This is a genomic window from Pseudomonas sp. GM48 (assembly GCF_000282335.1).
Taxonomy (GTDB): Bacteria; Pseudomonadota; Gammaproteobacteria; order Pseudomonadales; family Pseudomonadaceae; genus Aquipseudomonas.
Map to the genome: position 1 here is coordinate 43,685 of NZ_AKJM01000125.1, position 18,826 is coordinate 62,510.

Genomic DNA, 18,826 nt, shown 5'->3' on the forward strand with positions numbered 1-18,826 from the left:
CGGGTCCAGGGAGTACGAATCAGGTACAGACCTTACCATGTCAAAGGGGTGTTCTGCTTTAAGCAGCCAGAAAGTAAGAAGCCTCCCAGCTGTCAGACTGGAAGGCTTCGCGGCGGTAACTGCCTTTGCCCTTGGCCGGGCGTTCCTGGCGGCTGCGGAACAGTGGCTGGGCGATGATGGATTTGGCCTTGTTGGGGCCGTGTTTTGACGGCTTTTTGCTCATGATGATGTCTCGCAAGGAGGTGGTTTTTGCGGGGCAAATCATCGGCCGAAGTTGGGGGGCTGTCTAGTCCCGTATAGAGTAGGAACATTCTGAATGGGGCGTGAGGTTGGTGTTTTGTGGCGAGGGGGCTTGCCCCCGTTGGGGCGCGAAGCGCACCCATAACCGGTGCACGCGGTAGTGCAGTTAAACCGTGTATGTCGATTTTACGACGGCTTCGCCGCCGAACGGGGGCAAGCCCCCTCGCCACAGGAAAGTGGATTACTCCGCCGGCAATGTCAGCCGTTGCCCGGCCATCAACAGCGTCAATCGGCTCAGGCTCATCCACGGCGAACCGGCCGCCTGGCCCTTGATCTGCGCGTCGATGCGCTGTGCTTCGAGCAGCAGTTGCGCCCAGCGTTGCGCCGAGTAGCGTTGCAGAGCTTTGCTCATCAACGGTTTGCGTTTGTCCCAGACCGGAGGTTTGGCCTGGCTGAAGGCCTTGTCCAGCGGCGTCCCCTGGCTGTATTGCAGGGAAATATTGGCCAGCAGGCGCAACTCCCGGGCCAGGGCCCAGAGAATCACCGGCGGCTCGACGCCTTCGCCGCGCAAGCCTTCGAGCATGCGCAAGGCATGGGCCGCTTCGCCATTGAGCACCGCATCGGTCAGGCCGAAGACGTCGAAGCGCGCACTGTCGGCCACCGCAGCCTGCACGGTTTCAACGGTGATCTGTCCCCCTTCGGCCATCAGTTTGAGCTTTTCGATTTCCTGGGCCGCGGCCAGCAAGTTGCCCTCGACCCGCGCAGCGATCAGCTCAACGGCGTCCTGGCTGGCGGAAAGCCCGGCCTGGGACAGGCGTTGGCGGATCCAGCTCGGCAACTGGGCGACATCGACTGGCCAGATCTGCACGAACTGGGTCTGCTGTCCTTCGACCAGCGCTTTGCCCCACTTGGTTTTCTGCGCGCTGCCATCGAGTTTTGGCAGGCTGATCAGCAGCACGGTGTCTTCGGCCGGGCGCGAGCAGTATTCGATAAGCGCGGCGGCACCTTTATCGCCGGGTTTACCGGAAGGCAGGCGCAGTTCCAGCAGACGTTTTTCGGCAAACAGCGACATGCTGGCACCGGCTTGCAGCAACGTTCCCCAGTCGAAACTGGCGTCGGCGGCAAACACCTGGCGTTCATCGAATCCCTGCTGACGGGCGGCAGCGCGAATAGCGTCGGCCGCCTCCTGACACAGCAGCGGGTCATCGCCGCTGATGATGTAGACCGGCGCAAGGGCGCCTTGCAGGTGTTTGGCGAGTTGGGCGGGGGCGAGCTTCATAAGAAAGGGCAAACGGGGCGCCTGAGCGCCCCGTAAGTCTTACTGCTGCGGCAGTTCGACAGGCGACTGACGCGGGGTTTCCGCTTCAGCCTTCTTTGCCGCTTCCAGTGCCGCGGCATCAGCCTTGGCCCTGGCTTCGGCAGTCTGTTGCAACTGATCCAGCTGGCCAGGGTTCAGTTGTTGCAGGCGCAGCATCATGCGTTGAACCAGCTCGCGGCGGGACTCCGTCCGGGCCGTTGCGGCTTCCTGGTCGGAACCCACCAGGTTGCTGCCGTCGTGCATATAGACTTTCTGCACTTCAAGCTTGTCGCTCAACAATGGCAGATCACCGCGACCACGGATGTCGTAGTTCAGCACGGTGGTGACCTGGTACTCGCCGGTACTACTGGCGCCTGCGTAGCTGAGGATGCGCTGGCTTTCCTGCTCATTGGTCAGCACCAGTTTGTACGGTGCGCCGGTATAGACCTTGACGCCGCTGCCTATCAGTACCTGACGCAATTGGGTCACGGTTTCGCCATAGGCGTTGCGGGCACTCAGGTCGAGTTCCTTGATCGCCAGTTCGTCGGTGCCGGTGCCGCGCAGCTGGAAACCGCAGGCGCTCAACAGAACCGCGAGGCCCATCACCAGCAGATTGCGTTTGATCATCTTGTTGCTCCCCTTGAAACCATGTGGGCCGATCAAGCGGCCCGAAAGGTTTTACTCGGCGCCAGGCTCACCTGGCGCCTGATCCAATTAGCTGGCGACGATATTGACCAGTTTCCCGGGCACTACGATCACTTTACGAATGGTCAGACCGTCGACGAAGCGCAGGACGTTCTCGTTGGCACGGGCGGCGGCTTCGACTTCTTCACGGCTGGCACTGGCCGGCATTTCGATCTGGCCACGCAGTTTGCCGTTGACCTGGATGACAAGCGTCAGGCTGTCCTGCACCAGTGCGCTGTCGTCCTGCACCGGCCAACCGGCGTCGATCACAGGGTCAGCGTGACCCAGTTGATTCCACAGTTCGTGGCTGATGTGCGGCGTGATCGGAGCCAGCAGCAGAGTCACGGTTTCCAGACCTTCGTGAATCAGTGCGCGATCCTGTTCGGTGCTTTGCGCGGCTTTTTCCAGCACGTTCATCAGCGTCATGACCTGAGCGATGGCGGTGTTGAACTTGTGGTTCTGGCCGACGTCCTGGCTGGCCTGCTTGATGGCCAGGTGGATCGAGCGACGAACGGCTTTCTGCTCGTCATTCAGGCTGGCGACGTCCAGTTTGCCCGGCAGGCCCTGAGTGACGTGTGCTTGAGCCAGACGCCAGACGCGCTTGAGGAAACGGTGCGAACCTTCTACGCCGGAGTCAGACCATTCCGCGCTCATGTCAGGTGGCGAGGCGAACATCATGAACAGGCGGCAGGTGTCTGCACCGAACTGGTCAATCATCGACTGTGGGTCGACGCCGTTGTTCTTTGACTTGGCCATTTTCTCGGTGCCACCGATTTCCACCGGCAAGCCATCAGCTTTCAATTTGGCGCTGATAACCTTGGCCTTGCTGTCACGCTCGAGCTCGACGTCCGCCGGGTTGAACCAGGTGTAAGCGCCGTTGGCTTCGCGACGATAGTAAGTCTCGGCGATCACCATGCCCTGGGTCAGCAGGTTCTTGAACGGCTCGTTGGAGCTCACCAGGCCTTCGTCACGCATCAGCTTGTGGAAGAAACGTGCGTAGAGCAGGTGAAGAATCGCGTGTTCGATACCGCCGATGTACTGGTCAACCGGCAGCCAGTGGTCGGCCGCCGATTTTTCTACCAGGCCGCCTTCATAGTGCGGCGAGGCGTAACGGGCGTAGTACCACGAGGACTCGACGAAGGTGTCCATGGTGTCGGTTTCACGCTTGGCCGGCGCGCCGCATTTAGGGCAGGTGCACTCGTAGAACTCGGGCATGCGCGCCAGTGGCGAACCGGCGCCATCGGGTACGACGTCTTCCGGCAGTACGACAGGCAGTTGATCTTCCGGCACCGGCACGTCACCGCAAGTGCCGCAGTGGATGATCGGGATCGGGCAGCCCCAGTAGCGCTGGCGGCTGATGCCCCAGTCGCGCAGGCGGAACTGGGTACGCGAGGCGCCCAGTTCTTTCTTGATCAGCGCGACTTCGATGGCGTCGAAGGCGCCCGCGAAGTCGAGGCCATCGAACTCGCCGGAATTGATCAGCGTGCCGTACTCGCCGTAGGCGTCTTGCCATGGTGCCGGGTTGCTGTCACCGGAACTGGTGCGCACGACCGATTTAACCGGCAGGTTGTACTTGTGGGCGAATTCGAAATCGCGTTCGTCGTGGGCCGGAACCGCCATCACCGCGCCATCGCCGTAGTGCATCAGCACGTAGTTGGCGACCCATACCGGCAGTTTCTCGCCGGTCAGCGGGTGCTCGACGAACAGGCCGGTTGGCAGGCCTTTTTTCTCCTGGGTGGCGACGTCGGCTTCGGCCACGCTGCCGCCCTTGCATTCAGCGATGAACGCTTGCAGCTCAGGATTGTTCTGCGCGGCCAGGGTCGCCAGGTGGTGCTCGGCGGCCACGGCAACATAGGTTGCGCCCATCAGGGTGTCCGGACGGGTAGTGAAGACTTTCAGTGCGCCGGTTTCGCCGATGGAATCGACGTTGTACGGGAACTGCACTTCCATGCCGCGGGACTTGCCGATCCAGTTGCGCTGCATGGTCTTGACCTGTTCAGGCCAGCCAGTCAGTTCGTCGAGGCTCTCCAGCAGCTCATCCGCGTAGGCGGTGATCTTGAAGTAGTACATCGGGATTTCGCGCTTTTCGATCAGCGCGCCGGAACGCCAGCCGCGACCGTCGATCACCTGTTCGTTGGCCAGGACGGTCTGGTCGACCGGGTCCCAGTTCACGGTGCCGCTTTTTTTGTAGATCACACCTTTTTCGAACAGGCGGGTGAACAGCCATTGTTCCCAGCGGTAGTAATCCGGCTTGCAGGTGGTCACTTCGCGCGACCAGTCCACCGCCAGGCCCAGGCTGCGCAGCTGGCTTTTCATATAGGCGATGTTTTCGTAGGTCCACTTGGCGGGCGCTACGTTGTTCTTCATCGCGGCGTTTTCCGCCGGCATGCCGAAGGCGTCCCAACCCATCGGTTGCAGAACGTTCTTGCCTTGCATGCGCTGGTAGCGGGAGATCACGTCGCCGATGGTGTAGTTGCGCACATGCCCCATGTGTAGCTTGCCGCTGGGGTAAGGGAACATCGACAGGCAGTAGTAAGTCTCCTTGCCTGGCTGTTCACTGACTTCAAAGGACTTTTGCTCGTCCCAGAACGACTGGGCGGCGGCTTCGATTTCACGGGGCTGATATTGTTCGTGCATGGCTACTTTTGAACTGAATAGGGGTGGCCTAATCCTCTTCAATGCAACGCTGGACGCTGATCTCGCCACATTGGCGTTTTCGATGCCCAGCCGAGCTGGAAGTGGAGTTACAGGAAGCGCCGTAGCATACATGACCGCGCTCTGCCGAGGGAAACCCTGATTGCTGCCGCACGTCCTGCAAAAACCGCTGCGAGGGCCGTTGGTCGCGGCGTTCAGCCGGTTTGTTCATGGAAGCTAAGCTCTAACTGGGGAGTAGGTCTTATCTTCCAATGAGGTGAGGGATGGTTGAGTCACAGCAAAAAGCTACAAAACCGGAGCTATACGAAAGGCTGATCGATCGTTTGGCCTTGGCCCTGGATGCGGCAAAAACCGCTAGCCGGTTGCGCGACGAACGCCCTCTGGAACTGGAACTGCGTGGCCTGAGCCCCGCAGAGTTTGCACTGGTCAAGGCGTATCTGGATCGCAGTGAACGTGAGACGCACGGATGCTTGTCAGAGGCGATAAAGCAACTCGACGCACCACGTTCGGCCAAGATCATCTGGCTCAAGGACAAGGTTCCCGGCAGAGACGCGGTAAAGGTCCGGTCTATGCAGTTCAAATAGGGCACAGAGCCATGCTCCATGATTTTTTGAAGCATAGTCCCTCTGTATTGATTGTCGCATTGCGCTAACCCACTTAGGCTTCGGGCATCTCCGGGAGATGCTCGATGCTTTTTCGTTATTTCGTAAAACAACTTCTTTTGCCACCTGGCGTTCTTTTGCTGCTGCTTTTGCTTGCCTGGTGGTTGCGCCGCTCAAGGCCAAGGCTTGCCAGTGCGTGCTTTGCTTTGGGGCTGGGTGGTTTGTGGCTGATGAGTCTGCCGGTGGTGGTGCAGTGGAGTGCCGGCCTGCTTGAGCGTGAGCCACCGCTGGCCCGCGATGAATGGCCAGTCATGGGGCAACGCGCGGACGCGATCGTGATCCTCGGTTCGGGGCGCGAGCGCGGTGACGTGGCCTGGGGTGCCGACCAGCCCACGGGTGTCGGCCTGGAGCGCCAGCGCTTTGCCGCGCGACTGGCCAAGGCTTCCGGCTTGCCGGTATTGACCAGCGGCGGCTTGCATTACGGCACGCCACCCAGCGAGGCGCAGATGATGGCTGATTCCTTGCGTGACGATTTTGGCGTGACCGTGCGCTGGCAGGAAGGACGCAGCCGCACGACCTGGGAAAATGCGCAGTTCAGCGCCGAAGTGTTGCTTCCACAGGGTATCAAGCGTGTGGTGCTGGTGACTCACGCCTGGCATATGCCGCGAGCGGCCTGGAGTTTCCGCAAGGCCGGGTTTGAGGTGGTGCCGGCGCCAGTAGGGTTTCTGGGTGGCGACAGCGCGCAGCCACTGGGTGGCTGGATGCCGGAGTTCAAGGCGATCTGGCAGAACGGGCAGTTGATGAACGAGGCGGTGGGGCAGATCGGTTATTCGTTGTTCTACTGAGGTGATGTCGGCACTGATTGATGCGGTGCCTGTGATGCCGCCTTCGCGAGCAAGCCCGCTCCCACATTTGATCGGCGTCGTACACAAATACTGGGACCGGCTTAGATCCAGTGTGGGAGCGGGCTTGCTCGCGAAGCTTTTAAACGGTTTTGGCCATCCGGCCCGCAATCAGCGCCCAGCCAAACAACAACACGCAGACTATGAGCAATGGCCACGAACGCCATTCCAGGTACGGCGTGAGGTTGTGCATCGGCACCACTTCGCCATACAGGATGCCGCGTTCGAACTGCGGGATCTGATCGGTAATCTGACCGAACGGGTTGATCAGGCCGGACACGCCATTGTTGGTGGCGCGGATCATCCAGCGGCCGGCCTCCAGTGCACGCATCTGCGCCATCTGCAGGTGTTGCAGCGGACCGATGGAGGTGCCGAACCAGGTGTCGTTGCTGATGGTCAGCAACAGGTCGCTACGGGCGGCAAGGCTGGCGGCGAACTCCGGATAAACCACTTCATAGCAGATGAACGGCGCAATCTGATAACCCTTGGCTTGCAGCAGCGGCTGGTCAGCCGGGCCGCGGGCAAAGTCCGACATTGGCAGGTCGAAGAAGGCGATCAGCCCGCGCAGTACATCCTGCAGCGGAACATACTCACCAAACGGCACCAGTTTTTGCTTGAGATAAGTGCCGTCGCCCTCACCGGTAACGGTGATGCCATTGAAGAAGCGCTTTTCATGGCGTACTTCCATGCGGACCGGGACACCGGTGATCAGCGCCGATTTACGCTCGGCCGCGAAGCTGCCCATCATGTTCAGGTAGCCCTCGGCGGACTCCTTGAGCACCGGGATCGCCGTTTCCGGCCAGATGAGCAAATCGACGCGTTTGGAGCTGAAGCTCATGTCGCGGTACAGCGCCAGTTGCGCGTTGAGCTGCGCCGGGTCCCACTTCATGCTTTGTTCGATGTTGCCCTGAATGGCGGCAACGCTCAGTGGCGGGCCTGACGGGCTGGTCCAGGCGTGGTGCTTGAGTGCCGTCCCGATCAGCCAGGGGCCGACCAGCAGCAATGCACCTGCAGCAATGAAGCCTTTGCGCCCCGTGCGAACCAGGCGCAAGCCGTTGTAGATCAACGCGGCCGTCAGGGCCAGGGTGAACGAAATCAGCCACATCCCGCCGATGGGCGCCAGCCCGGCCAGTGGGCCGTCGAGCTGGCTGTAACCGGAATACAGCCACGGGAAACCCGTCAGGAACCAGCCGCGGAAGGCTTCCTGGGCGACCCACAGCGCAGCGAAGGCCAGGGCATCGGCCAGCGGCGCCTCATTGCGGCGCAGCCAGCGCGCCCAAATCCAGGCGGGCAGGGCAAAGAACCAGGCAATCGCCGCCGTGAAGATCAACATCAGGAAACCGGCCAGCAACACCGAGGCGCCGCCGAAATGGTGAATGCTGTAGTAGATCCAGCTGGTGCCGGCACCGAACAGGCCGAAACCGAAACACCAGCCGCGACCCAGCGCCTGGCGTGGGCTCAGCTCGCGCAATCCGGCATAGAACAGGCCGACGGCGAGCAGTGCCAGTGGCCAGATATCGAACGGTGCCAGGGCCAGGGTGGTGATTGCACCGGCCGCCACGGCCAGCAGGTTACCGGGCCAGCCGGGGCGGGTTGTCCAGCGCATTTCAATCCTTAGCGAGCAATGGGCGTCAGGCGAAGCAAGTGAATCCGACGGCTGTCGGCGTTCAGGATGCGGAAACGGTACGGGCCGATTTCAGTGATTTCGTTGCGTTTTGGCAAATGCCCGAACGCGCTCATCACCAGGCCGCCAACGGTATCGAACTCGTCGTCGGAGAATTCACTGTCAAAAAACTCGTTGAAGTTCTCGATCGGTGTCAGGGCCTTGATCAGGAAATCACCGCTGGGCAGCGGCTTGATGTAGCTGTCTTCTTCGACGTCGTGTTCGTCTTCGATGTCGCCGACGATTTGTTCCAGCACGTCTTCGATGGTTACCAGGCCGGCCACGCCGCCGTACTCGTCGATGACGATGGCCATGTGGTTGTGGTTGGCGCGGAATTCGCGCAGCAACACGTTAAGGCGCTTGGACTCCGGCACAAAGGTGGCCGGGCGCAGCAGGTCCTTGATGTTGAAGCTCTCGCCGTTCTCCTTGAGGATCAACGGCAGCAGGTCCTTGGCCAGCAACACGCCCATCACGTCATCGTGGCTTTCGCCGATGACCGGGTAACGGGAGTGGGCCGAGTCGACCACGGCAGGCAGGAACTCGCGGGGTGTCTGGGTCGCCTTGATGCTGACCATTTGCGAGCGCGGGACCATGATGTCCCGGACTTGCAAGTCAGCCACCTGGATGGCGCCTTCGACGATTGCCAGCGCTTCGCTGTCCAGCAGTTTGTTCTGGTGTGCATCGCGCAGCAGCTCCAGCAGCTCCTGGCGGTTTTTCGGCTCGTGGGCAAAAGCCTGGGTGAGCTTACCCAGCCATGACTTCTGCCCGTTGCTCGATCGATCTTCGCTCATAGCGATTACTCTGAATCCTTTGTTGTTTCGGTAGGGGATAAATCGGTTTCGTCGTCCGCGTACGGATCGGGAAAGCCCAGTTCTGCAAGCAACGTTCGTTCCAGTGCTTCCATCTCTTCGGCTTCGTCGTCATCAATATGGTCGTAACCGAGCAGATGCAAGCAGCCGTGAATCACCAGGTGCGCCCAATGGGCCTCGAGTTGCTTGCCCTGTTCGGCGGCTTCACGCTCGACCACGGCCACGCAGATCACCAGATCGCCCAGCAGCGGGATGTCGAGGAACTCATCCGGCACATCGGCCGGGAATGACAAGACGTTAGTTGCGTAATCCTTTTGCCGCCAGGTGTGGTTCAGCTCGCGGCCTTCGGCTTCGTCGACCAGACGAATGGTCATCTCCGAATCGGCGGTACGCTGGCGCAGCGCCAGTTCGCACCATTGGCGGAACTCGGCTTCGCTGGGGGCGCTGGCTTCGGTGGCGATTTGCAGGTCAAGCTCAAGCATCGCGGCGGCTATCCTTGACGGCTGCATCATCGGTCGCATGGTTTTCGAAACGCTCGTAGGCTTCGACGATGCGCTGCACCAGTGGATGGCGCACGACGTCCTTGGGCTGGAAGTGGGTGAAGCTGATGCCCGGCACATCCTTGAGCACTTCGATCACGTGACGCAGGCCGGACTTGGTGCCGCGTGGCAGGTCGACCTGGGTGATGTCCCCGGTGATGACGGCCGTGGAGCCGAAGCCGATCCGGGTCAGGAACATCTTCATTTGTTCGACCGTGGTGTTCTGGCTTTCGTCGAGAATGATGAAGCTGTTGTTCAGCGTACGACCACGCATGTACGCCAGTGGTGCGACTTCAATCACCTGGCGCTCGATCAGCTTGGCAACGTATTCGAAGCCGAGCATTTCGTAGAGCGCGTCGTAGAGCGGGCGCAGGTACGGGTCGATCTTTTGGGCGAGATCGCCGGGCAGGAAACCGAGCTTTTCACCTGCTTCGACCGCCGGACGAACCAGCAGGATGCGGCGAATCTGCTCGCGCTCCAGCGCATCGACCGCGCAGGCGACGGCCAGGTAGGTCTTGCCGGTACCGGCCGGACCAATACCGAAGTTGATGTCGTTACCGAGGATTTCCTTCACGTAGCGTATTTGATTCAAGCCACGGGGGCGAATCATGCCTTTCTTGGTGCGAAGGGCCACGGACGGTTCGGCGGGGGAGTGGTTGTCCAGCTCTTCGACGGCCGATTCCTGCAGGAACAGGTGAACCATGTCCGGCGACAGCTCGGTACCCTTGGTTTCCCGGTACAGGCGGCGCAGGAGGTTTTCCGCGGAGGTGGTGTGTTTGGGTTCGCCGATCAGCTCGAACTGATTTCCGCGATTGCGGATCTCGATGGTCAGGCGCTGTTCGATCAAGCGCAAATGCTCGTCGAATTGCCCGCACAGATTGGCGAAGCGGCGAGCTTCAAAAGGCTCGAGGATGAAACGATGTGGTTCTATGGGTGCGTTCAAGGTCGTATTTAGCCGCCCTGGGGCAATTGGGATGAAATCAAGGATAACGCCAGTGGCGTGGGTGCGAAAGCTCTTAAATGAGGCAACCCGATTCCTGTCTCTGGCGCTGTACCTGTGGGAGCGGGCTTGCTCGCGAAGAAGGAGTGTCAGTCGACATTAATGGTGCTGACAGACCGCCTTCGCGAGCAAGCCCGCTCCCACAGGGGTATTCGGTGTTATTGAATCAGCGAACCCCGCAGCGAGTGCGGCTGTGCGGCATCGATGTGCACGTCGGCGAATTGGCCGATCAGGGTCGGATTGTCGCAGCGGAAGTTGACGATACGGTTATTCTCGGTCCGGCCTTGCAGCTCGCCGGGGTCTTTTTTCGAGTAATCGGTCACCAGGATCCGCTGGATCGAACCGACCATTTGTCGGCTGATCTCGAAGCCTTGCTGGTTCAGGCGATGTTGCAGGGCGTTCAGGCGCTCTTTTTTCAGTTCTTCCGGGGTTTCATCGGCCAGGTCGGCGGCCGGTGTGCCCGGGCGCTGGCTGTAGACGAACGAGTAGGAAAAGTCGAAACCGACGTCGGCAATCAGCTTCATGGTTTGTTCGAAGTCTTTTTCGGTCTCGCCCGGGAAGCCAACGATGAAGTCCGAGCTGATGCAGATCCCCGGCACGGCGGCGCGCAGCTTGCGCAGTTTGGATTTGTATTCCAGTGCGGTGTGGTTGCGCTTCATCGCCGCGAGGATACGGTCCGAGCCCGATTGCACCGGCAAGTGCAGGTGCTTGACCAGCTCCGGCACATCGGCGTGGGCCTGGATCAGGCTGTCGGAGAATTCCAGTGGATGCGACGTGGTGTAACGGATGCGGTCGATGCCATCGACAGCGGCGACCACGCGGATCAGCTCCGCCAGATCAGCCAGGCGCCCGTCATGGGTGAGGCCGCGATAGCCGTTGACGTTTTGCCCCAGCAGCGTTACTTCGCGCACGCCGTTTTCGGCGAGGTGAATGATCTCGGCAATCACGTCGTCGAACGGCCGGCTGACCTCTTCGCCGCGGGTGTAGGGCACCACGCAGAACGTGCAGTACTTGCTGCAACCTTCCATGACCGACACGTAAGCGCTCGGGCCGTCGATGCGCGGCTCGGGCAAATGGTCGAATTTTTCGATTTCCGGGAACGAGACGTCGACTTGCGGCAGCTTGCTGGTACGCGCGGCGTCGATCATTTCCGGCAGGCGGTGCAGGGTCTGCGGGCCGAAGACCACGTCGACATACGGTGCGCGGTCACGGATGGCTGCGCCTTCCTGGCTGGCCACGCAACCGCCGACGGCAATCACCATGTCCGGATTGGCCAGTTTCAGTTCGCGCCAGCGTCCGAGTTGGGAGTAGACGCGGTCCTGTGCACGTTCGCGGATCGAGCAGGTGTTGAGCAGGATCACGTCGGCGTCTTCAGCGCGGGCGGTGACTTCCAGGGCCTGATGTTCGCCCAGCAGATCGACCATGCGCGAGCTGTCGTACTCGTTCATCTGGCAACCGTGGGTTTCGATGTAAAGCTTCTTGGCCATGGAAAGAGTCATCACCTGATTCAAAGAACCGCGCATTATAGGGAACATGTCCCGAGGTTCCTACCGTTGCGCGTCCGACGGCTGTGCTATAGTTTGCGCCCTCATTTTTACCCCGATTTGTTACCCGCCCACCATGACCAAACGTGAAGCTCCAATCTACAAGGTGATTTTCCTCAACCAGGGCCAGGTGTTCGAAATGTACGCCAAGCAGATCTATCAAAGTGATCTGTGGGGCTTTCTGGAAGTGGAAGAGTTCGTCTTTGGCGAGCGCACGCAAGTGGTCGTCGATCCGAGCGAAGAAAAGCTCAAGGCTCAGTTCGAGGGCGTGGTGCGCAGTTTTGTGCCGATGCATTCGATCGTGCGTATCGACGAAGTCGAGCGTCTGGGGACACCGAAAATCAGCGAAGCCCGTGGCGCGGTCGGCAATGTCATGCCGTTTCCGATGCCGATGCCTGAGAAGTAAGCAGCAGCGGCAGCGAGGCTTGTTGTGGCGAGGGAGCTTGCTCCCGCTGGGGTGCGAAGCGGCCCTAAACCCTGCAATCACACTCTGCCTGACACGCCGCGCGTTTCGGTCTTGCGCCTGCTTCGCAGCCGAGCGGGAGCAAGCTCCCTCGCCACAACAAGCCACCTCGCAGTCAGCAATGCTCAGGGCAGTGGCGCGAAAGGCGTGCGCCCGTCAGCGCTTTGCAATTCCATCAGATATTTACGGAAAATTTGCCCGAGCACCTGGGTGGCAAGCTCCAGTTCTTCGCGGGGCATTTTTTCGGTGACTTCGTCGGCGGTGTCCAGTGCGTCTTCGGCGCCGTTGACCGCCGCCATCTTCAGCAGGATGTACGCCTGAACGTTATTGGCCGGCACGCCTTCGCCGTGGAAAAACATGGTGCCGAGCTTGAATTGCGCCTGGGCATGGCCTTGCAATGAAGCCTTTTCGAAATAACTCAGGGCTTGATTGAGGTCACGTGGCGCGTTTTTACCTTCGTAGTAGAACTCACCCAACTCGTATTGCGCTTGCGCATCCCCTTCATCCGACGCTTTCTGGCAGGCGGCGAGCGCCTGTTCCAGATCTTGCGGCTGGGTATTGAGGGTGCAGCGACCCATCGCTGGGATTAACAACGAGTTGCCGCCTGCTTGTGCGTGCGCGAGCAGGGGCTGAAGAAGCAACAGGCAGCCCAGTGCAAGGGTGCGGCCGGTGCGGTTCATGGGAATCGACTTACCTCTGAAGGGCGCGCGGACCCATCGAGGGATCCAATAAGCGCGCATTATGAAATAAGCAGGGGCAACCTTACAAAGTCTTTACTCGTTTTTCTGCTGCGCGGGAAATTTATCGCCCACTTTGCGGAGGATTATTTGCAGGTGAGTAGGAAAAGACGCGGGAATGTAGGCGAAAGCTGACGCTGGCAATGGCCAACGTCAGCCATTCAGCGTTACTTCAATGCCGCGAAGGCGCGCTCGGCGGCATCCAGGGTCAGCTTCAGTTCAGCTTCGCCATGGGCGATCGAGGTGAACCCGGCTTCGAATGCGCTCGGTGCCAGGTAGACGCCGCCCTCCAGCATCAGGTGGAAGAAGCGTCCGAACAACGCTGCGTCGCTGGCCATCACGTCATCGAAAGTAACGATGTTGTCGGCGCCGCTGAAGTACAGGCCGAACATGCCGCCGGCCTGAGTGGTCACGAACGGAATGCCAGCCGCATCGGCGCGCTGTTGCAGGCCGTCGAGCAGGCGAGTGGTGTAGTCGGTCAGCTCGGCGTGGAAGCCCGGACGGCTGATCAGGCGCAGGGTGGTCAGGCCGGCGGCCATCGCCAGCGGGTTACCGGACAGCGTACCGGCCTGGTAGACCGGGCCCAGCGGGGCGATGCGCTGCATGATTTCGCGCTTGCCACCGAAGCAGCCGACCGGCATGCCGCCACCGATGATTTTGCCGAAGGTGGTCAGGTCCGGGGTTACGCCGTAATAAGCCTGGGCGCCGCCGAGGGCGACACGGAAACCGGTCATCACTTCGTCGAAAATCAGCACCACGCCGTGTTTGTCGCACAGGGTCCGCAGGCCTTCGAGGAAGCCCGGTGCGGGCGGCACGCAGTTCATGTTGCCGGCCACTGGCTCGACGATGATGCAGGCCACATCCTGACCAACTTCGGCGAGCATGTTCTCAACGGCATCGATGTCGTTGAACGGCAAGGTCAGGGTGTGTTTGGCGAATGCCGCCGGTACACCGGCCGAGCTCGGTACGCCTTGGGTCAGTGCGCCGGAACCGGCCTTGACCAGCAGGCTGTCGGAGTGCCCGTGGTAGCAGCCTTCGAATTTTATGATGCTGTCGCGGCCGGTGAAGCCTCGGGCCAGGCGGATAGCACTCATGGTCGCTTCGGTGCCGGAACTGACCATACGCACCATTTCCATCGACGGCACGAGCGAGCAGACCAGGTCGGCCATCTGCGTTTCCATCTCGGTCGGGGCGCCGTAGGACAGGCCGTGCTCCAGCTGCTTGCGCACCGCGTCCAGCACGTCCGGATGGCTGTGGCCGAGGATCATCGGGCCCCAGGAACCGACGTAATCCACATAGCGCTTGTTGTCTTCGTCGGTGACGTAGGCGCCTTCGGCGTGTTTGAAGAACAACGGCGTGCCGCCGACGCTCTTGAACGCGCGAACCGGTGAGTTCACGCCACCGGGAATGTGTTTCTGGGCATTGGCAAACAGCGTTTCGGAACGAGACATGATCGGGCTCTCAGATTTTAAGTAATTCGTTAAAAGCGCGGGCACGGCGGGTGACTTCAGCCGTGCTCTCGGCGCCGAACAGGCCATGCACCACGGCCAGCAGATCGACCCCATGGGCCACCAGCGGGGCGGCGTTGTCCAGGGTGATGCCGCCGATCGCGCAGATCGGCAAGTGCAGTTGCTGGCGGGCCTGATCGAGCAGTTCGAGGCTGCAGGTCGGTGCGCCAGGCTTGGTATTGGAATTGAAGAAGCGGCCGAAGGCGACATAACTGGCGCCTTCTTTGGCGGCCTGTTCGGCGAGACCCAGTTGCGCGTGGCAGGTCGAGCCAATGATCGCATCGCGACCCAGCAAGGCACGAGTCGGCGACAACGGACCATCGGTCTGGCCCAGGTGCACGCCGACGTTCAGGCGTGCCGCCAGTTCGGCGTCGTCGTTGATGATCAACTGGGTCTTGTAGCGTTCGCACAAGTCGCGCAGGGCTTCGGCCTCACGCAGGCGGCGGGCCTCGTCACTGCTCTTGTCGCGGTATTGCAGCAGGGTGACGCCGCCTTCCAGCGCCGCCTCCACGTACGAAAGAAATTTACCGGCCAGCAACTGGCTATCGGTAATGGCGTACAGGCCACGTAGTTTCATCGGACAAGCCTCACTGCATTACAAATAGAAGTTACGAACAGAAATCCAGTGGCAAACGGCGCGGCACGAACTGGCCTTTGCCCAACTGTTCGGCATCACGCAGGGTGCGCCATGTGTAGTTAAGCGCGGTCTGCACGGCGCTGACGAGGTTTTCGCCCTGGGCCAGACGACCGGCCAGTGCACTGGCCAGGGTGCAACCGGAACCGTGATAACTGCCCGGCAAGCGCTGGCAGGTAAAGGTTTCACGCAAGCCGTCGCGGCTGTACAGGCGATTGTGGATTTCGGTTTCGTCGCCATGGCCACCGGTGATCAGCAGGTGTTTGACGAACGGCAAGAGTTTTTCAGCGCACTCGTCCGCGGTGCCTTCAGGCAGTTCGGCGAGGATTCGGGCTTCAGGAAGGTTGGGGGTGGCAATGATCGACAAGGGCAGCAGGCGTTCGCGCATGGCGTAGCCGACTTCGTCCTTGCCCAGGCGTCCGCCGCCGCCGGCACGCAGTACCGGGTCGCAGACCACTGGCAAATGCGGGTGCGCTGAAAGCAGTTCGACCACGGTGTCGACCATTTCCAGGGAACCGAGCATGCCCAGTTTGACCGCCGCGACTTCGGAGTCGTTGAGCACGGCGTTGGCCTGGGCCAATACCCACTCACGGTCGAGGACGCGGAAGTCAGTGACATTGACGGTGTCTTGCACGGTCAGGGCGGTGACGGCCGGAGCCGCATGGCAACCCTGAGCGAGCAGGGCTTCGATATCTGCCTGCAAGCCGGCGCCACCACTTGGGTCGTGGCCGGAGAGACAGAGGACAACGGGGCGAGAGCTGTAGATATTCATGGTGCGCGAGCTTACCACCAAACATTCTTTTTCGGGTGCAGCGACACTTCATTGTGGCGAGGGAGCTTGCTCCCGCTGGGGCGCGGAGCGGCCCCAAAAAACCGTCATGTTCATTGCGTCGACTGGTATTACGACTGCTTCGCAGCCGAGCGGGAGCAAGCTCCCTCGCCACAGTGATTTCCTTGCCTCTGATTATGTTCTGGAAGTGTCGCTGGAACGCCCGTTCTAGAGCCTCTGTAGGAAAAATTTCAATGGTGTTTAATCGCCGCGAACGGCTATGCTAGAGTGGATCCAAACCAATAACAGGTGATACCGGTTTTACGTCTACTCAAAAGGAATGGGGGGGCTTCCTGACAGAACCGGACAGGCCACGCTGGGGCTTCAATGCGCTATTTGCTGATGTTGCTGTTGTGTTTGCCCCTCCTGGCAAACGCCGTCGAGTTCGACGAGTTCACTCAAAGCCTCCCCTTGGGCCGAGCCCTGCAAGTCTATGAGGACGCAGGTGGCCAGGCGACCATCGCGGATATCCGTGCGCAAGCGGCAGCCGGCAACTTCAAACCGCATCACAAGGACACGCTCAACGCCGGGTACTCGCGTTCAGTGTTCTGGCTGAAAATCGACCTGCATTACCGCCCGACCAATCCGGCGGCGCAACGGACCTGGCTGTTGGAGCTGGCCTATCCGCCCCTCGATCGTCTTGATCTCTATTTACCTGATGCTACCGGTCACTATCAGTTGATCAGGCAGACCGGCGATGCCTTGCCGTTCGCCAGTCGCGAGATCCGTCAAAACAACTATTTGTTCGACCTCACCTTCAAGCCTGATCAGGCCGAAACCGTATTCCTGCGCTTGCAAAGCGAAGGCTCGATCCAGGCGCCGGTGACCTTGTGGTCGAGCACCGCGTACCTCGAAGAGCAGCCCGTGCGCCTTTACGTACTGGGGTTGATCTACGGCGTGTTGCTGGGGATGCTGGTCTACAACCTGTTCATCTACCTCAGCGTGCGCGACACCAGTTACCTCTACTACATCTTCTATATCGCCTCGTTCGGCTTGTATCAGCTGTCGGTAAACGGTGCGGCCGTGCAGTATTTCTGGCCGGACAACCCTTGGTGGGCCAACGCCGCGACGCCGTTTTTCATTGGCTGTGCGGGACTGTTCGGCAGTCAGTTCGCCCGCAGTTTCTTGCAGATGGCCACCCACAGTCGCTGGCTCGACCGCTTGTTGCTGGCGCTGGTCGCCTTTAGCGCGCTGGTGGTCGGCCTGTCATTGATGACCGGTTACGCCCTGGCCCTGCGCCTGGCCACGACCCTGGCACTGACGTTCACCGTAGTGATTTTTGCCGCGGGGATCTTTGCCTGGCTGCGGGGCCTGCGGGTGGCGCGGTATTTCATCATTGCCTGGTCGGCGTTTTTGCTCGGCGGCATCATCAATACGCTGATGGTGCTGGGCTACCTGCCTAACGTGTTCCTGACCATGTATTCCAGCCAGATCGGCTCGGCCATCGAAGTGGCATTACTGTCCCTGGCACTGGCCGACCGCATTAACGACATGCGCGAGCAGCAGGCGCAAACGCTATTCGACGCCAGCCAGAAGCTTGAAGTCCTCAACCAGCAACTGGCTCGCAGTAACAAGTTCAAGGACGAATTCCTGGCCACCCTGACCCATGAACTGCGCACGCCCATGAACGGTGTGATCGGTTCGCTGGAACTGATGCAGACGGTCGAAATGGACCCTGAGCTGGAGCAGTATCAGCAGACGGCCTCGGGATCGGCCCGGGACATGATGCGCATGGTCAACGGCATCCTGACCCTCACCGAATTGCAGGCCGGCAAGCTCAAGGCCTCGGCCGACACCTTCAGTTTGCGCGGTATGGTCGACGCCCTGCGCATGCAGTTCGAGGGCAACGCATCGAGCAAATCGCTGGACTTCAAGGTCGATGTCGCGCCAGGTGTGCCGGATCGCTTGCATGGCGACAACGTCAAGATCGCGCAGTGCCTGGAATGTCTGCTGGATAACGCCATCAAGTTCACCCGGATCGGCGGCCTGGCCCTGCGGGTGACTGCCAAGACCATCGAGCCCGATCGGCTGGCGTTGACCTTTGCGGTGATCGACACGGGCATTGGTTTCGCTGATTTGGGTGAGGCCACGATGTATCAACGGTTCTTCCAGCTCGATGGCTCGATGACCCGTGAGTACGGTGGCCTGGGCGTTGGCCTGGCGATTTGCCGACAGTTGATCGAGTTGCTGGGTGGACGCCTGACGTATCGCACCGAGCCAGGACGCGGCAGCCGGTTTCAGCTTGATGTTGAAGTCGGGCTGTCGGTGGCCGAACGTCCGGTGACGCCATTGATGACCCGGGATTTTCCGCGCCTGCGCTTGCCTCAGGATTGTGCCGTGCTGTTGGTGGATGACAACGGCATCAGCCAGTTGGTGATGCGCGGCATGTTGCTCAAGCTGGGTTTTCGCGTACGCACCGCCGACAGCGCCGACGTTGCGCTCGATCTCTTGCAGCGCGAAGGGTTTGACGCGGTGCTGGTCGATTGTCAGTTGCCGCTTCAGGACGGAGTGTCGGTGTGCTGTCAGATCCGAGCGTTGCCCGCTTATGCCGAGCTGCCACTGTTCATGATCGCCATAGGCCGTGACCGTGAGCGCTGCCCGACCGGCGCATTGATTGATTACTTGAGTAAACCGGTGAAATTCGAAGACTTGCAGGCCGCGCTCTACCGCCGCGTGCTCTGCTCGCAACAGGGCGAAAGCGCCGACAGTTAGGCGTGTAT

Annotated in this window: 17 protein-coding genes; 4 read left to right on the top strand and 13 right to left on the bottom strand. The window is 60.5% G+C overall.

The annotated features are described in order from the left end of the window. Positions 1-58 precede the first annotated feature (58 nt). From arfA to leuS, 4 genes are all read right to left on the bottom strand, one after another. Complete coding sequence (arfA, locus tag PMI28_RS05555; protein ID WP_007990624.1) at positions 59-223, bottom strand: alternative ribosome rescue factor ArfA; 165 nt, start codon at positions 221-223, stop codon at positions 59-61. 258 nt (positions 224-481) lie between these two features. After that, positions 482-1,519 (bottom strand): DNA polymerase III subunit delta, encoded by a 1,038-nt coding sequence (gene holA / locus PMI28_RS05550; protein ID WP_007990626.1) that lies wholly within the window; start codon positions 1,517-1,519, stop codon positions 482-484. A 39-nt stretch (positions 1,520-1,558) separates the two neighbouring features. Further along, positions 1,559-2,164 (bottom strand): LPS-assembly lipoprotein LptE, encoded by a 606-nt coding sequence (locus PMI28_RS05545; protein ID WP_007990627.1) that lies wholly within the window; start codon positions 2,162-2,164, stop codon positions 1,559-1,561. 87 nt (positions 2,165-2,251) lie between these two features. After that, a complete protein-coding gene (gene leuS, locus PMI28_RS05540) occupies positions 2,252-4,858 on the bottom strand; it encodes a leucine--tRNA ligase (RefSeq protein WP_007990630.1) in 2,607 nt (868 codons plus the stop codon). A 281-nt stretch (positions 4,859-5,139) separates the two neighbouring features. On the opposite strand from leuS, the gene PMI28_RS05535 reads away from it, so the two are divergent. Beyond that, the gene (locus PMI28_RS05535) at positions 5,140-5,460 is read left to right on the top strand and encodes a hypothetical protein (protein ID WP_007990633.1); all 321 of its coding nucleotides are present in this window, start codon (positions 5,140-5,142) and stop codon (positions 5,458-5,460) included. A gap of 104 nt (positions 5,461-5,564) precedes the next feature. Beyond that, positions 5,565-6,323 (top strand): YdcF family protein, encoded by a 759-nt coding sequence (locus PMI28_RS05530; protein ID WP_007990635.1) that lies wholly within the window; start codon positions 5,565-5,567, stop codon positions 6,321-6,323. Between the two features lie 139 nt (positions 6,324-6,462). On the opposite strand, the gene lnt is transcribed toward PMI28_RS05530, so the two are convergent. The 5 genes from lnt to miaB form a co-directional block, all read right to left on the bottom strand. Next, positions 6,463-7,986 (bottom strand): apolipoprotein N-acyltransferase, encoded by a 1,524-nt coding sequence (gene lnt / locus PMI28_RS05525; RefSeq protein WP_007990637.1) that lies wholly within the window; start codon positions 7,984-7,986, stop codon positions 6,463-6,465. 8 nt (positions 7,987-7,994) lie between these two features. Further along, positions 7,995-8,834 carry an HlyC/CorC family transporter gene (locus PMI28_RS05520; protein WP_007990639.1) on the bottom strand — a complete coding sequence of 280 codons (840 nt, stop codon included), beginning with the start codon at positions 8,832-8,834 and terminating at the stop codon, positions 7,995-7,997. A 5-nt stretch (positions 8,835-8,839) separates the two neighbouring features. Beyond that, on the bottom strand, positions 8,840-9,334 hold the full coding sequence (gene ybeY, locus PMI28_RS05515) for an rRNA maturation RNase YbeY (RefSeq protein WP_007990641.1): 495 nt from the start codon (positions 9,332-9,334) through the stop codon (positions 8,840-8,842). After that, positions 9,327-10,334 (bottom strand): PhoH family protein, encoded by a 1,008-nt coding sequence (locus PMI28_RS05510; protein ID WP_007990643.1) that lies wholly within the window; start codon positions 10,332-10,334, stop codon positions 9,327-9,329. The genes ybeY and PMI28_RS05510 overlap by 8 nt, the downstream gene beginning before the upstream one ends. Before the next feature lie 215 nt (positions 10,335-10,549). Continuing rightward, on the bottom strand, positions 10,550-11,878 hold the full coding sequence (gene miaB / locus PMI28_RS05505; RefSeq protein ID WP_033063558.1) for a tRNA (N6-isopentenyl adenosine(37)-C2)-methylthiotransferase MiaB: 1,329 nt from the start codon (positions 11,876-11,878) through the stop codon (positions 10,550-10,552). Positions 11,879-12,011: 133 nt separating this feature from the next. Between miaB and PMI28_RS05500 the strand changes: the two genes are divergently transcribed. Continuing rightward, the gene (locus tag PMI28_RS05500; RefSeq protein ID WP_003185742.1) at positions 12,012-12,341 is read left to right on the top strand and encodes a DUF1820 family protein; all 330 of its coding nucleotides are present in this window, start codon (positions 12,012-12,014) and stop codon (positions 12,339-12,341) included. A gap of 182 nt (positions 12,342-12,523) precedes the next feature. Here PMI28_RS05500 and PMI28_RS05495 read toward each other — a convergent pair whose 3' ends face one another. The 4 genes from PMI28_RS05495 to PMI28_RS05480 all read right to left on the bottom strand — a co-directional run bounded on the left by PMI28_RS05495 (position 12,524) and on the right by PMI28_RS05480 (position 16,049). Further along, positions 12,524-13,078 carry a tetratricopeptide repeat protein gene (locus PMI28_RS05495; protein ID WP_007990647.1) on the bottom strand — a complete coding sequence of 185 codons (555 nt, stop codon included), beginning with the start codon at positions 13,076-13,078 and terminating at the stop codon, positions 12,524-12,526. A 224-nt stretch (positions 13,079-13,302) separates the two neighbouring features. Further along, positions 13,303-14,586, bottom strand: coding sequence for a glutamate-1-semialdehyde 2,1-aminomutase (gene hemL / locus PMI28_RS05490; protein WP_007990649.1), 1,284 nt, complete (start codon positions 14,584-14,586; stop codon positions 13,303-13,305). A 10-nt stretch (positions 14,587-14,596) separates the two neighbouring features. Beyond that, entirely contained in the window at positions 14,597-15,220 is a 624-nt protein-coding gene (gene thiE / locus PMI28_RS05485) for a thiamine phosphate synthase (RefSeq protein WP_007990651.1), read from the bottom strand. Between the two features lie 31 nt (positions 15,221-15,251). Continuing rightward, complete coding sequence (locus PMI28_RS05480; RefSeq protein ID WP_007990652.1) at positions 15,252-16,049, bottom strand: hydroxymethylpyrimidine/phosphomethylpyrimidine kinase; 798 nt, start codon at positions 16,047-16,049, stop codon at positions 15,252-15,254. 384 nt (positions 16,050-16,433) lie between these two features. On the opposite strand from PMI28_RS05480, the gene PMI28_RS05475 reads away from it, so the two are divergent. After that, positions 16,434-18,818, top strand: coding sequence for a hybrid sensor histidine kinase/response regulator (locus tag PMI28_RS05475; protein WP_007990655.1), 2,385 nt, complete (start codon positions 16,434-16,436; stop codon positions 18,816-18,818). The last annotated feature ends 8 nt before the right edge of the window (positions 18,819-18,826 follow it).